This window comes from Paenarthrobacter sp. 10L412 (genome assembly GCF_056395565.1).
Genome location: NZ_JBFTJT010000006.1, coordinates 128446 through 140934, shown reverse-complemented (window position 1 = coordinate 140934; position 12489 = coordinate 128446). Strand labels below are relative to the sequence as shown.

The following is a 12489-nucleotide window of genomic DNA, read 5'->3' as shown; positions in this document are numbered from 1 at the left end:
GGAATGAATAATGCGAACGGGCGGGGACGCCTCATCTACGGCTGCATGGGCCTTGGCGGTGCCTGGGACGGTACGTCCTATGGCGCGGCGGAGATCGAACAGGCTGCCGCAGTCATCGAGGCAGCACAAGGTATCGGCATTGAACTGTTCGATCATGCTGACATCTATCGCAGCGGCAAGTCCGAAGCCGTCTTTGGGGAAGTCCTCGCCCGTTCGCGGGGCCTGCGCGAGAAGATCCTGCTGCAAAGCAAATGCGGGATCAGGCTGGGGGAGCGCGGGCTGGATACGCACTACGACCTCAGCCGGGAAGCCATCCTTGAACGGGTCAATGAAAGCCTGAAGCGGCTTCAAACAGATTACATAGACGTCCTTCTCCTGCACCGCCCGGATCCTTTGATGGATCCGCGCGAGGTGGCGGACGCCGTCGGGCAGCTTGTTGCGGAAGGCAAGGTGCGGCAGCTGGGTGTGTCCAACATGTCCGGCGCGCAGATCGAGTTCCTGCAGGACTGCCTGGAGATGCCGATCGTTGCCAACCAACTGGAGATGAGCCTGCTGCGGCGGGACTGGCTGGAAAGCACCGCGCTGGTCAACCATGCCGACGGGCTGGGCTTCAACTTTCCGCAGGGGACGGTGGAGCTATGCATGGCCAAGGGGATTGAGCTCCAGGCCTACGGGTCCATGGCTCAAGGGCGCTACACGGGGGCGCCGTCCGAGGAAATGTCGCCGGCCGAGTCGGCGACCGCTGGCATGCTTCAGCGGCTCGCGGAGGAGAAGGGCACCACGCCTGAATCGGTACTGCTGGGGTGGCTGATGCGGCATCCGGCGCGGATCTCTCCCGTGCTGGGAACCACCAACCCCGGGCGAATCGCTGCCTGCTCTGATGCCGCGTCCGTGGCTGCCGCCATGTCCAGGGCCGAGTGGTACGGCCTGTGGGTGGCAGCGCGGGGAAGCAACATCCCTTAAGGCGCGTTAAACCCAACTGAGTCGCAGTTGTGCGCGTTATGACGTCTCAAAACGCGCTTAACTGCGACTCAGATGGGTTACAACCGCAACACATATGCGCCCCTACGAAACGGCGGAGACGGTCACCGGGGCCACCACCGAGTAGGTGCTGGAATCACCCTGGATGGCCTGGCTTGCCTTGCCATCGATGCTGACAGGAATGTCGCCGGCAATGGTGACGCGATTGAGCTTGCGCGGCTGCCCGTCGTAGTTGTCCGGGGCGTAGTGCTGGGTGATCCGGTTGTCGAACAACACAACCTGGTTGGGCTCCCAATTCACGCGGACCACGTTCTCCGGGCGCGTCACATAAGCCTGCAGCAGCCGGATGATGTCCCGGGATTCAGTGTTGGACAAGCCCACGATCCGAAGCCGCTGCGCGAAGCCCCCAATGAACAATCCGCGCTCGCCGGTCAACGGGTGGACCCGCACCACCGGGTGGGCGGTTTCGAACTTCAGCCGGGTGAATTCCTTGCGTCGTTCTTCCGCGTTGGAGTGCTCAAGGTTCTTGGGCACCGAGTAGTCGTAATCGTTGGTGTGGATGGCCCAGAGGGTGTCCGCGAAGTTGCGCAGTTCCTCCGGCAGGTCCTGGTAGGCGCCAGCGGAGGAAGCGATGAGGGTCTCCCCGCCGTAGGCAGGCAGGTCGATGCTCCGCAACGTGGAGGCCTGCGGCGGATTGACCACGAACGTCACGTCCGTGTGCCAGTTGTTCGCGGAGCCGTTCTCGCTGTCCACCGGCAAGACGTTTTCTTCACCTTCCACGGACGCAACCGTCGGATGCGCTTTGGTGAGCGGGCCGAAATGGCTGGCGAACTTCACCTGGGCTTCGTCGGTGAGGATGTTGGCCTCCCTGAATACCAGGGCCTTGTGCTCGTTGAGTGCGGCCCGGATCTGCGCGATCGTGTCCTCGCTGAGGTCTCCACTGATATCGAGTCCTCGGATTTCCGCGCCGATGCGGGAGCCTAGCTTGGCGAATTCAAGCTTGGTTTCGGTAATGACGGTCATTATTCTTTCCTTACTTTGTGATGGGTTGTGGCAGGTGCCACGGGGGTGGTTTTCAGGGTGCGTCCGCGCCCACGGCCGTCCGCCAGCGGGAGAAGTGGCGTTCCAGGGCGACCAGCAGGAAGTTCACGCCAAGGCCCAGCAACGAGACTGTGAGGATGCCCGCGTACATATCAGGGATCAGGAAGCTGCTCTGCGCGTTCACGATCAAGTAGCCAAGTCCGGCCTTGGCGCCGACCATTTCGGCGGCGATCAGCACCAGGATGGACGCGGTGCCGGCCATCCGGATACCGGTAAAGATCGTTGGTACGGCCGATGGCAGGATGACCTTCTGGAAGAGCCGGAAACTGTTCAGTCCCAGCGAGCGCGCAGCCCGGATGAGCAGCGGATCCACGGTTTTCACTCCCGCGATCGTGTTCAGCAGCACCGGGAAGAAGGCCGCATAAGCCACGATGCTGATCTTGGATTCCTCACCGATGCCCAGCAGCAGCGTGAACACAGGCAGCAGGGCCAGTGCGGCCGTGTTGCGGAAGAGCTCAAGCAAGGGGTTGAGGACGGCGTTGAGCCGTCCGTACCAGGCGATCAGGAGTCCCAGCAACACACCTGCAACGAGCGCAGCGCCGAAACCGGTTACTGACCTGGTGAGGCTGGCCGCGATGTGGCCTTGGATGGTGCCGGCTTCAAAGAGCTTGCCCCATGCCACCAGCACGTCATGCAACGGTGGCAGGAATACCCTGGTGGACGGGCTGGCGAGGTACGTCGGGCCGAATTCCCACAGTGCCAGGAAAACCAGGATGCCGGCGGACTTCCACACGCCTGAACCGGCTGCTGCACCAACCCGGCGCACGGTGGTGAGGACCGGCGTCGAACGCTGCGCGGTGGTGCCCTGCGCGGTGGTTTCCTGCGCGGGTGCGGCAGCAGTACCGGAAGGCCCGACGGCGTTACCCGGCTCGGTCGTGATGCTTGCCTTGCGCGCTGCCGCCGCGGTTTCTGTCTGCGTCAATGTGGTGCTCATCAGGCCGCAGTCCTTTCACTGGTGACGGTTCCCTCTTTGGTGACGTTTGACGGTTCATCAGGTGCGCTGCCGTCCGGGAGGATCTTCCGGTGCCCGGCGTCCTGCGCCCGGCGGACCTCATCGTGCAGGAGCGTCCATACCTCGTGCCGGTGCTCGACGAAGGCCGGGTGGGAGCGGATGTCGTCCTCGCCGTCGCGATCGGGGATGTTGATGTCCACAATTTCCTTCAGCCGGCCGGGGCGGGCGCTCAGTACAGCCACGCGCTCGCCGAGGTAAACGGCCTCGTCAATGCCGTGCGTGATGAACACGATGGTCTTGCCGGTGGCCTTCCAGATGCGCAGCAGTTCGTCCTGCAACTGCTCGCGGGTTTGGGCGTCCAATGCCGCGAAAGGCTCGTCCATCAGCAGGACGTCGGGCTCGTACGCCAGGCTGCGGGCAATAGCCACGCGTTGCTTCATGCCTCCGGAGAGCTCATGGGGATACCGGTCCTCGAACCCGGCCAGCCCGACCAGTGCCAGATACTCCTTGGCCTTCGCTGCCCGTTCGCGCCGGTTCAATTTCCTGCCGTCCGGCCCGGCTCCTTCCAGGCCGATGGACACGTTGGCCGAAGCTGTCCGCCAAGGGAACAGTGCGTACTGCTGGAACACCACTGCGCGGTCCTTGCCGGGACCCGTCACGGGCTTGCCGTCAACGAGCACCTCGCCGGACGTGGGCGTTGAGAGACCCGCGAGCAGGTCCAACAGCGTGGTCTTGCCGGAACCGCTTGGCCCTACCAAGGTGAGGAACTCGCCGTCGCGCACGTCCAGGCTCAGCGTATCGATGGCCGTGAGCGTCGTTGCGGCAGTGGACTTCGTAGCCCGGACCGTGAATTGTTTGGTCACATTGCGGAGGCTGATTTTGGCTGTCATGGCTATCCCTTCTTGGCTGCGTCAGTAGCTGTGCCGTTCGTGGCGCCGGCGAGATCGTTGAATTCATTGGTGTAGTACTTGGACGGCGTGAGCTTGTCCTTCACGATCCCGGCGGAGTTCAGCCACGCCTCCCAGCGGGTGAAGTCCTCGTCCTTGATCACACCGCTGTCCGGAACACCAGGGCTCTTCCAGAACTTCAGGTTGGCTGTGCTCTCATTGCGTCCGCGGTTTTCGATGATCTTGGTGAAGCGGGCAATGACTTCGTCGCGCGGTGTTTCTGCTGCCCATTTGATGGCTTTGGCAACGCCGGTGGTGAAGGTGCGGGTGGTGTTCGGGTTCTTTTCGATGAAGTCGTTCCGGAGCACGATCTGACCGCCTGCAAAGTTGCCGAACAATCGCACATCGCTGAACAGAGAACGTAGTCCTCCAGCCTCAATGGCCCTGTCCTGCAGCACTCCACCAAGGGTTCCCGCGTCTACCTGGCCGCGGCGGATGGCCTCCTCGGTATCGTTCGGAGCCAAGGGGACGAGCTGGACCTGCTTGATCTCGTCCTGGCTGAGACCGTTCTGCGTCAGGTACGAATTGATGACCGCTTCGTGGTGTGCGCCCAATGTGTTGACCGCGATCTTCTTGCCGATCAGGTCACGGGGTCCCTTGATGGAGCTGTCCGCCTTCACGTAATAGCCGTTGAAGGTCTTCTCGTCCGAGCCGTAGTAGTTGACCACGGCCTTCACGGGGGCGCCCGCTTCGATGAGCTTCACCACCGCTCCGGAGAATGCGCCACCGAAGTCCGTTTGGTTGGTGGCTGCGGATTGGATGTCCTGGGGGCCGCTGGTGGTGTTGCCCACCCAGTTCAGTTTCAGGTCGCCCAGGTATCCGAGGTCTGCAGCGAGCTCGGGGAAGGTCACATTGTTGGCGGAGCCTTGGTAGCGGAGTTCCTTGACCTCGTTGCCGGGTTGGTTTGCTTGTCCGGCTTCGGCTGCACCGCCGCAGCCGGACACCGTCAGCGCTAGTACGACGGCGGCCGCGACGCTCAGCAGGGGCAGGTGCAGTTTCATGGGAGCTACTTTCGAATGATTGTGTTTCGGTTGGGGGAGCCGTACGTTGACCGGCTTGGGAACGATGTAAGCCCATCTGCACCGCCGGTGGAAAGCTCCGCGGTCATGGTGGGAAACGGCGGGAAATGGCGGGAAACGCTGTGAAACAGCGGGCAACCGTGCGCAACGCGAAGCCATGAAATGCAATCGACGGACACAAAGTCGCAGCATTGAGCCGAATGAAGGCTGTGTTGAGCCCAGTGAAGATTGTGTTGAGCCGAATGAAGCCTGTGTTGAGTTCAATGACTCACCGCGCGGGGTGTGCCGGAAGCGAATGGCGCTTGCCGTCGTCGGACAGTCATACTGGGCGCGGGCACAGTCATAAGGGCTTTAGTTCGTATTGATCCTCACAACCGGGCGGATTTCTTCGCCCTGTGGGCCGCTTGCCGGATACGGTAGATACATGACGTCTAGCATCGCCGCCGAATCCATTCGGCCTACCCGCAATATTCCCGCCGATATCGCCCGCTCCTGGCTCCTTGTGAACGCCATGAAGACGGAACTTTTTGACGAATCCGCGGGCTCACGGGCAGACGCCATCATCCTTGACATCGAAGACGCCGTTGACCCCTCCCAGAAGGACGCGGCGCGCGAGAACGTCGTGAACTGGCTGAGGTCCGGCGGCCAGGCGTGGGTTCGCATCAACGACGCCACCAGCCCCTTCTGGGCCGATGACCTCGCTGGCCTCCGCGGCACCCCGGGCCTGCTCGGAGTGATGCTCGCCAAGACCGAGTCCGCGGACCAGGTCACCGAGTCCTACCACCGCATGGACGGCAAGACTCCCGTGATTGCACTGGTTGAGTCGGCCCTCGGCATCGAGGAAGCCAACCACATTGCCAAGGCCCAGGGTGCGTTCCGCCTGGCGTTCGGTTCCGGTGACTTCCGCCGCGACACCGGCATGGCCGCTACCCCCGAGGCCATGGCGTACCCGCGCGCCAAGCTCGTCGTTGCCAGCCGAGTGGGCAACCTGCCCGGCCCCATTGATGGCCCCACGGTCGGGACCAATCACCCCATCCTTCGCGAGCAGACCGGCATCACCGTAACCATGGGCATGACCGGCAAGCTGTGCCTGGCCATCGACCAGACCACCGTGATCAATGAGGTCATCAGCCCCACCCCGTCGGACGTTGCCTGGGCAACCGACTTCATGAGCGACTTCGAAGCCAACGGCAGGGTCATCCGTGACGGTTCGGACCTCCCACGCCTTGGCCGCGCCGAGAAGATCATGAAGCTCGCAGTTGCCTTCGGGGTTCAGCCCTCCCTGTAGCCATGCTGGTCCACGGCATAGCTTGGGACTCCTCTTCACCGGCGTTGAGGTTGCTGCGGCCGGACGGGGAGTTTACTGACGTTGCGTTGGCCCCGGGTTCAACCCTGGGCATGCGCGTCATGCCCGGCGTGTGGTGCCTTGGCCATACCAAGGTCCACGGGCCGGGCAACCGCACTCATGTTCCTTGCCGCAGCGGTTCCCCCGCCGAGCGTGGGAAGCAGTGCGGGGCCTGCTTTGCCCGGGACGATTCCCGGCTCATGCATGACTTCCACCGTGGCGGCTCAGTGCCCACCGGTCTTCGCGCTTACCTCATGCAGCCCCATTGGCTGTACGTTGCAACATTCGCCAATGGGGCAACCAAGGTGGGGACCGCCTCGGCGCCGCGCAAGTGGAACCGGCTGGCCGAGCAGGGTGCCGTGCAGGCTTCTTACGTTGCCTTCGCCGAGGACGGCCGGGTTGTTCGAGTGCTCGAGGATCTTGTGACCCGCGAGCTTGGGCTCGTCCAGCAGGTCCGTTCCGCTGCCAAGGCGGCGTCGCTCGTTGAGCCGCGTCCCGGCGTCGAGCTTGTTGCTACCAATCGCCGGCATGCCGCACAGGTGCGCGGCTTGCTGGGTGGACTTGCCATGATCGGGTTCGCCCTTGTGGAGGAAGAGTGGGAGCGGCCCGTTTTGGCTGACCGGCTCTGCGCCGTTCGCGCCGCCGGTTCTTCGCGCCACCCCTACCCGGCACCGTTCGACGGCGGCGGGCATGGTCTGCGGGTCCACTCACTTTCCGGTGCCATCGCCTTGGCCGGTCTCCCCGACGCCGAGGGCAATGAGGTGGAGGGCAGCTTCGTGGCGGACCTGGGCGCGTTGAAGGGACGAAAGATCGAGTTCGGCCCCCACGTCACGGAAATCCCCGCCCTGCAGGACTCGTTGTTCTAACTCCTTGTGGGGCCCGGCGTGCGGGCTCTTCCTGGATTTTGGGGCGCAGAGCGGGCCCCGCAACGCGCACCGGTAGACTTGGACGGTGCTGAACGAATTCTGGGCCACCTCGTCCACCGCCTACAAAACGCTGGTTTTCAGCGCCATGGGGCTCATCGCCGTCGGGCTCATCCTTTCCATTGCCGGGAACACGACCGGCAACCAGGGATTGGCCATTGCCTCCCTGCCCGTGATCGGCGTCGGGCTGCTGCTCCATGTCACAGGGCTCGTAGTCCGGGGCCAGAAGATCCGCAAGAGCTACAAGAAGTAGTCGCAACACCACCGCGGGTCCGCTGGCCCGATAGGGTTGGACCATGAGTATCAATCCGGACCTGCAGGGCCGAAGCTACCCTGCCGCAGAGGTTTACGACGTCGGCCGTGAGAAGATCCGCGAATTTGCGAAGGCCGTGAAGGCCAGCAATCCTGCGCACTTCGATGTTGAGACAGCACGGGCCATGGGCCACAGCGATCTTGTAGCCCCGCCGACGTTTGCCATCATTGTTGCCCAGCGCGCCGACGCCCAGCTTGTGGAGGACCCCGAGTCCGGCATCGACTTCTCCCGCGTGGTCCACGCGGACCAGCGCTTTACCCATCACCGCGCCATCGTGGCCGGGGACCGCCTCGTGGCTGAACTGCACGTTGACGGAGTCCGGGCCATGGGCGGCGGCGCGATGATCACAACGCGCTCAGAGATTTTCGCCCTCGACGGCAACGATGACCGTGAAAAAGTAGCCACCACCACCTCGTCCATCCTGGTCCGCGGAGAGGGACAGTAACCATGAGCCCGAAATTTGAAGAACTGACAGTCGGCCAGGAAATCGGCACCCGCAGCGTTGAGGTCACCCGCCAGGACCTGGTCAGGTATGCCGGTGCTTCGGGGGACTTCAACCCCATCCACTGGAACGAAGCTTTTGCAACGTCCGTTGAGCTGCCCGGCGTGATTGCCCACGGCATGTTCACCATGGGATCGGCAGTGCAGCTTGTGAGCGACTGGGCAGGGGACCCCGCTGCGGTGGTCGATTACCAGACGCGGTTCACAAAGCCGGTCCTGGTGGCTGACACCACCGGAACGGACGAGGCCGGTGCAGTCATCGATGTTACCGGGGTAGTGGGAGCCCTCGACGCCGAGGCCGGCACCGTGCGCATCGACCTCACCGTTGTGGCAGCCGGGCAGAAGGTCCTCATGAAGTCCCAAGCAGTTGTGAAGGTCTCTTGAACCAAGTGAGCGCTTCAATCCCCGTTAGGCTTGATTGGTGACCCAGACGCTGCTTTCCGACCTGACCACGGCTGCCGTCGGCGGCCCCGCAGGAAAATATGTAGAGGCCCGCACCGAGGCTGAAATCATCGACGCCGTGCGGTCGGCTGACGCTGCGGGCGAGAAACTCCTCATCATCGGTGGCGGTTCCAACCTCTTGATCTCGGACGACGGGTACCCCGGCACGGTCCTGAGGATTGCGTCCGAGGGTTTCACCGTGAACTCGGAAGACAGCTGTGGCGGCGTGTCCGTGGTGGTTCAGGCCGGCCATAATTGGGACGCACTGGTGGAGCACTCGGTCCTGCATGCTTGGTCCGGCCTTGAGGCTCTGTCCGGCATCCCGGGAGCCACCGGTGCCACGCCCGTGCAGAACGTCGGCGCGTATGGTGCGGACGTCTCGCAAACCATAGCCGCCGTGCGGACGTGGGACCGGCAACGCAATGCAGTTCAGACATTCACCAATTCAGAACTCAAGTTTGGTTACCGGGATTCCATCCTGAAGCAGACAACGGTTGAAGGTTCCCCGCGCTACGTGGTGCTGACTGTTGAGTTCCAATTGCCGCTGGGACGAATGAGTGCCCCCATCCGGTACGGTGAACTCGCCCGCGTGCTGGGCGTGGAAGCCGGCAAACGTGCGTACTCCAACGATGTCCGCCGGGAAGTCCTCCGGCTCCGCGCGTCCAAAGGCATGGTCTTGGACGCCGCAGACCGGGACACTTACTCCACCGGCTCGTTCTTCACCAACCCGATCATCCCGGCCGAACGCGCCGCAGGGTTGCCGGAGAACGCGCCCAAGTACCCGGCAGGTGAGGACGGCTTGGTAAAACTTTCGGCTGCCTGGCTCATCGATCACGCGGGATTCGGCAAGGGTTTCGGACTCGATGAAACCAGTGTTTCCGGTGGCAGGGCATCCTTGTCCACCAAGCACACCTTGGCGATCACCAACCGCGGCTCGGCCTCGGCGTCGGACATGGTGGCTATCGCGCGCGAGGTGCGTGCCGGCGTCGTGAATCGCTTCGGCATTGAGCTGCACCCCGAACCGTTGCTGATTGGCGTTTCCCTCTAGCGCAGAATCGCGCCCAGGCACACCAGGCCGCGGCGGGCCTAGGGTGTACGTCGTGCCGCGATGGGCAGGACCTTGTTGAGCAGCAGGAAGGTCAGCCCGCAACTCACCGACCCCAGCAAGAAGATCTGGCTGAAGGCAATACTTTGGGGTGAAGGGCCGCTAGGCATGAAGAGCCCAGCCATGGCGAAGCCCACCAGACCCAGGAGCATCACGATGGCACCCAGCAGGAAGCTGCGTACTTGGGCTGCGGCCGCGGGGTAGAACCAAGGTTCCGGGGCGTCGTCCCCGGGGTCGGCGACAGGTTGGATGGCGGCTGCGGTACCGATGAGCAGGGCGGCAGTGGCAGTCGCCACCAGACCCGCCATCTGGATGACTTGCATGGAAGGCGTGAGGCTGACTCCGGTACCAACGGCCACAACGAGTCCCGTTCCAAGCCCGACGACGGTGCAGCACCAGCCAGCCGCCGCCAACCATCGGCTGAGCGGCCGCACAAGCGGAGCAAGATCACCAAAGAGCATGCACCCATCCTAGGAAACTGTGCTGGAAGGCGGCTGGGAGGTGCTGCAAGGTTCCCTGTAACGGCGGAGCGCTTCTAGGATGAAGCATGCCTGCACCCCACGCGCGTTCAGTCGCTGTAACCCCACGAGTCATTGGCCGCCTGCGGCTCGCCAGCCAGGGACTCCTCGGTGGTGGTCTTGCCTCGGTGCCGGATGCGGTTCGCTGGATGACAGCCATGCAGGCGCAGGACCTCGGATCCGCGCTGTGGGCCGTGGGGCAGCGTGTCCCCGGATCTGCCGCGTCCGACGTCCGCGCGGCCCTTGATGCCGGAACCATAGTCCGGTCATGGCCAATGCGGGGAACACTGCATCTGCTGGCACCGGAGGATCTCCGCTGGATCTTGCGCATCACCAGTCCGCGGCTCATGAACCTGGTGGCAGGGCGGCATCGGGAGCTAGGCATCACCGCCGAGGACATCAGCCATTGCCGGGACATCGCACTCAAGACGCTGGAGTCCCTCAAGACGGCCGACGGCGGACGAGGGGCCACGCGCGAGCAGCTCTTTGACGCCTTCGAGCAAGCAGGCCAGATCACCAAGGCCCAGCGTGGCATCCATCTGCTTGGGAGCCTGTGCCAGCGTGCCTGGCTCGTGCAAGGACCCATGGCTGGTTCACGCGGCAAGGTGGGCGTCCAACAGTTGTTTGTGCCCTTCGACGAGTGGATCAAGGATTCCAGGGACCTTGATCGCGAGGAAGGCATCGCTGAGCTCCTCTTCCGTTACATCCGCAGCCACGGACCCGCGACGGTGAAGGACTTCGCCTGGTGGAGCCAAGTGCCCCTCACGGAAGCGCGCAAGGCCCTCGCCTCGGTTCAGGACCGGTTGGTGGAGCTGCCGTTCGCCGGTACCAGCTATTGGCTTTCGCCTGAAACAGCAGCACTGCTCGACGACGGCGTCCCCGGCTCGCGCGCTTTGCTGGCTCTTCCTGGCTTCGATGAATTCCTGCTCGGTTACCAGGACCGGAGCCTCGTCCTCGCGCCCGAGCATGCTGAATTGGTGGTGCCGGGCAAGAACGGAGTGTTCAAGCGAATCATCGTGGCCGGGGGAGAAGTGGTGGGCACGTGGGCCAGGACCGGCAATGGCAAGGCGCCCGACGTTGTTCCTGAGCCGTTCGAAGGGCAGCTGAGGCCGGCTGCGGAGCGTTCGTTCCAGGCGCAGGGGCGGGCTTACCTGAAGTTCATGGCGGGCTGAGGCCCGGCCCTGCCGCAGCCCGTCCCGACACCGTCCTAGCCCGTTGCCAACCCGCTGTTAAGTTGTTGGCCAACAACGAATAAGCGGCTCCCCAACGAAGTTGTCCACATACGCTTCCCCCGCCCTGCCAGCTCGCGCCGACGTTGGCCACGATAGTCCCATGCAACTACGAAAACTCGATGCCCTGATCACTGCACACTGGCCGGAATCCCCAGTGGCCTCGACTCCCGAGCTTGTTGGCGGCGGCCTTGGTGACCGCGTCCTCACGGCCGGTGTGCGGAATCGAAGGCTCCTCAGGCTTAGGCGGGGTGCGTACGTGCGCATGGATCAATGGTGTCGAAGCAAACCCTGGGAACAGGACCTGCTGCGGATCCAGGCCCACCACTGCAGCACTCTGGGTGGAAGTATCTACAGCCACGTAAGCGCCGCCCGCCTCCACGGTTGCCACGAGTGGGAAGGCGGGCCGCTGGTACACGTGACGACGCCCTTCTCACCGGCCAAGGCAAGTTCAGGAAGCGACGTCGCAGCCCATGCGGGATGTCTGGTCCCCGACGAGATTGTTCAGGTGCAGACGCCATGGCAGAGGCCTGCGCAGACCACGAGTCTTGAGCGCACGGTGGTGGACTGTGCACGGACGTTGGACTTTGAGCGGGCGGTCGTCATTGCCGACCATGCTCTTCGGCTCGGCGGAGATCCCCGGAAGATGCAGGATTATCTGGACAACGGCAGGATCACCCGTGGCACCCGCCGCCTGCGCCGTGTCCTGGAGTTTATGGATGCAAGGTCCGAATCCGTGGGGGAAACCCGCACGAGGGTGCTTCTGGATAAATTGGGGATAGTGGGCGCCGTGTTGCAGTTGGATGTCGCAACGCCGTTGGGCAACTATCGCGGAGACTTCGGCTGGGAGCAGCAGAAGGTGATCCTGGAGTTTGATGGCCGTGCCAAGTATTTCGAGTACGCAGCCACGGAGGAAGTGGTTTTCGACGAGCGCAGGCGGGAGAAAGCACTCGTGGCCCAGGGGTGGAAAGTGGTCCGCATCGAATGGGACGATCTCAGCCGGCCTTGGGACGTGGACCGGAAACTCAAGGAGGCGTTGGACATAGCACGGGTAGAACGTAGAAAACCCGCTGTTCCGTTGCTGGGCAGCAACGGAACAGCGGGTTGACGACGA

General features: G+C 63.4%; 14 protein-coding genes. 9 read left to right on the top strand and 5 right to left on the bottom strand.

What is annotated here, in order from left to right:
* Positions 1–3 precede the first annotated feature (3 nt).
* Positions 4–963 (top strand): aldo/keto reductase, encoded by a 960-nt coding sequence (locus AC1DD7_RS08730; RefSeq protein ID WP_477514621.1) that lies wholly within the window; start codon positions 4–6, stop codon positions 961–963.
* 102 nt (positions 964–1065) lie between these two features.
* Here the strand turns inward: AC1DD7_RS08730 and AC1DD7_RS08725 are convergent, their stop codons facing one another.
* Genes AC1DD7_RS08725 through AC1DD7_RS08710 form a run of 4 tightly spaced genes read right to left on the bottom strand, consistent with a single transcriptional unit; the run spans position 1066 to position 4982 of the window.
* Positions 1066–2004, bottom strand: a complete 939-nt coding sequence (locus AC1DD7_RS08725; protein WP_477514620.1) for a TauD/TfdA dioxygenase family protein — start codon at positions 2002–2004, stop codon at positions 1066–1068.
* A 52-nt stretch (positions 2005–2056) separates the two neighbouring features.
* On the bottom strand, positions 2057–3016 hold the full coding sequence (locus AC1DD7_RS08720; protein ID WP_477514619.1) for an ABC transporter permease: 960 nt from the start codon (positions 3014–3016) through the stop codon (positions 2057–2059).
* Positions 3016–3924, bottom strand: coding sequence for an ABC transporter ATP-binding protein (locus tag AC1DD7_RS08715; protein WP_477514618.1), 909 nt, complete (start codon positions 3922–3924; stop codon positions 3016–3018). Before AC1DD7_RS08715 ends, AC1DD7_RS08720 begins: the two co-directional genes overlap by 1 nt.
* A 2-nt stretch (positions 3925–3926) precedes the next feature.
* Entirely contained in the window at positions 3927–4982 is a 1056-nt protein-coding gene (locus AC1DD7_RS08710; protein ID WP_477514617.1) for an ABC transporter substrate-binding protein, read from the bottom strand.
* A 442-nt stretch (positions 4983–5424) separates the two neighbouring features.
* Between AC1DD7_RS08710 and AC1DD7_RS08705 the strand changes: the two genes are divergently transcribed.
* The 6 genes from AC1DD7_RS08705 (at position 5425) to AC1DD7_RS08680 (ending at position 9571) form a co-directional block, all read left to right on the top strand.
* On the top strand, positions 5425–6288 hold the full coding sequence (locus AC1DD7_RS08705) for an HpcH/HpaI aldolase/citrate lyase family protein (protein WP_431115995.1): 864 nt from the start codon (positions 5425–5427) through the stop codon (positions 6286–6288).
* Positions 6289–6290: 2 nt separating this feature from the next.
* The gene (locus AC1DD7_RS08700) at positions 6291–7211 is read left to right on the top strand and encodes a DUF2797 domain-containing protein (RefSeq protein WP_477514616.1); all 921 of its coding nucleotides are present in this window, start codon (positions 6291–6293) and stop codon (positions 7209–7211) included.
* A gap of 85 nt (positions 7212–7296) precedes the next feature.
* On the top strand, positions 7297–7521 hold the full coding sequence (locus tag AC1DD7_RS08695; RefSeq protein WP_216925047.1) for a DUF3188 domain-containing protein: 225 nt from the start codon (positions 7297–7299) through the stop codon (positions 7519–7521).
* A 43-nt stretch (positions 7522–7564) separates the two neighbouring features.
* Positions 7565–8026, top strand: coding sequence for an FAS1-like dehydratase domain-containing protein (locus AC1DD7_RS08690; protein WP_224088363.1), 462 nt, complete (start codon positions 7565–7567; stop codon positions 8024–8026).
* Between the two features lie 2 nt (positions 8027–8028).
* A complete protein-coding gene (locus tag AC1DD7_RS08685; protein WP_431115991.1) occupies positions 8029–8466 on the top strand; it encodes a MaoC family dehydratase in 438 nt (145 codons plus the stop codon).
* 37 nt (positions 8467–8503) lie between these two features.
* The gene (locus AC1DD7_RS08680; protein WP_431115990.1) at positions 8504–9571 is read left to right on the top strand and encodes a UDP-N-acetylmuramate dehydrogenase; all 1068 of its coding nucleotides are present in this window, start codon (positions 8504–8506) and stop codon (positions 9569–9571) included.
* Between the two features lie 38 nt (positions 9572–9609).
* On the opposite strand, the gene AC1DD7_RS08675 is transcribed toward AC1DD7_RS08680, so the two are convergent.
* Positions 9610–10089 (bottom strand): hypothetical protein, encoded by a 480-nt coding sequence (locus AC1DD7_RS08675; protein WP_477514615.1) that lies wholly within the window; start codon positions 10087–10089, stop codon positions 9610–9612.
* Between the two features lie 86 nt (positions 10090–10175).
* Here AC1DD7_RS08675 and AC1DD7_RS08670 point away from each other — a divergent pair, with 86 nt between their 5' ends.
* Complete coding sequence (locus tag AC1DD7_RS08670; protein ID WP_477514614.1) at positions 10176–11318, top strand: winged helix DNA-binding domain-containing protein; 1143 nt, start codon at positions 10176–10178, stop codon at positions 11316–11318.
* Between the two features lie 160 nt (positions 11319–11478).
* Positions 11479–12483 carry a DUF559 domain-containing protein gene (locus tag AC1DD7_RS08665; RefSeq protein WP_477514613.1) on the top strand — a complete coding sequence of 335 codons (1005 nt, stop codon included), beginning with the start codon at positions 11479–11481 and terminating at the stop codon, positions 12481–12483.
* The last annotated feature ends 6 nt before the right edge of the window (positions 12484–12489 follow it).

Bases quoted from the DNA above. Each gene is read 5' to 3' on its own strand.
- AC1DD7_RS08730 (WP_477514621.1), top strand. From the start codon at position 4: ATGAATAATGCGAACGGGCGGGGACGCCTCATCTACGGCTGCATGGGC.
- AC1DD7_RS08725 (WP_477514620.1), bottom strand. From the start codon at position 2,004: ATGACCGTCATTACCGAAACCAAGCTTGAATTCGCCAAGCTAGGCTCC.
- AC1DD7_RS08720 (WP_477514619.1), bottom strand. From the start codon at position 3,016: ATGAGCACCACATTGACGCAGACAGAAACCGCGGCGGCAGCGCGCAAG.
- AC1DD7_RS08715 (WP_477514618.1), bottom strand. From the start codon at position 3,924: ATGACAGCCAAAATCAGCCTCCGCAATGTGACCAAACAATTCACGGTC.
- AC1DD7_RS08710 (WP_477514617.1), bottom strand. From the start codon at position 4,982: ATGAAACTGCACCTGCCCCTGCTGAGCGTCGCGGCCGCCGTCGTACTA.
- AC1DD7_RS08705 (WP_431115995.1), top strand. From the start codon at position 5,425: ATGACGTCTAGCATCGCCGCCGAATCCATTCGGCCTACCCGCAATATT.
- AC1DD7_RS08700 (WP_477514616.1), top strand. From the start codon at position 6,291: ATGCTGGTCCACGGCATAGCTTGGGACTCCTCTTCACCGGCGTTGAGG.
- AC1DD7_RS08690 (WP_224088363.1), top strand. From the start codon at position 7,565: ATGAGTATCAATCCGGACCTGCAGGGCCGAAGCTACCCTGCCGCAGAG.
- AC1DD7_RS08685 (WP_431115991.1), top strand. From the start codon at position 8,029: ATGAGCCCGAAATTTGAAGAACTGACAGTCGGCCAGGAAATCGGCACC.
- AC1DD7_RS08675 (WP_477514615.1), bottom strand. From the start codon at position 10,089: ATGCTCTTTGGTGATCTTGCTCCGCTTGTGCGGCCGCTCAGCCGATGG.
- AC1DD7_RS08670 (WP_477514614.1), top strand. From the start codon at position 10,176: ATGCCTGCACCCCACGCGCGTTCAGTCGCTGTAACCCCACGAGTCATT.
- AC1DD7_RS08665 (WP_477514613.1), top strand. From the start codon at position 11,479: ATGCAACTACGAAAACTCGATGCCCTGATCACTGCACACTGGCCGGAA.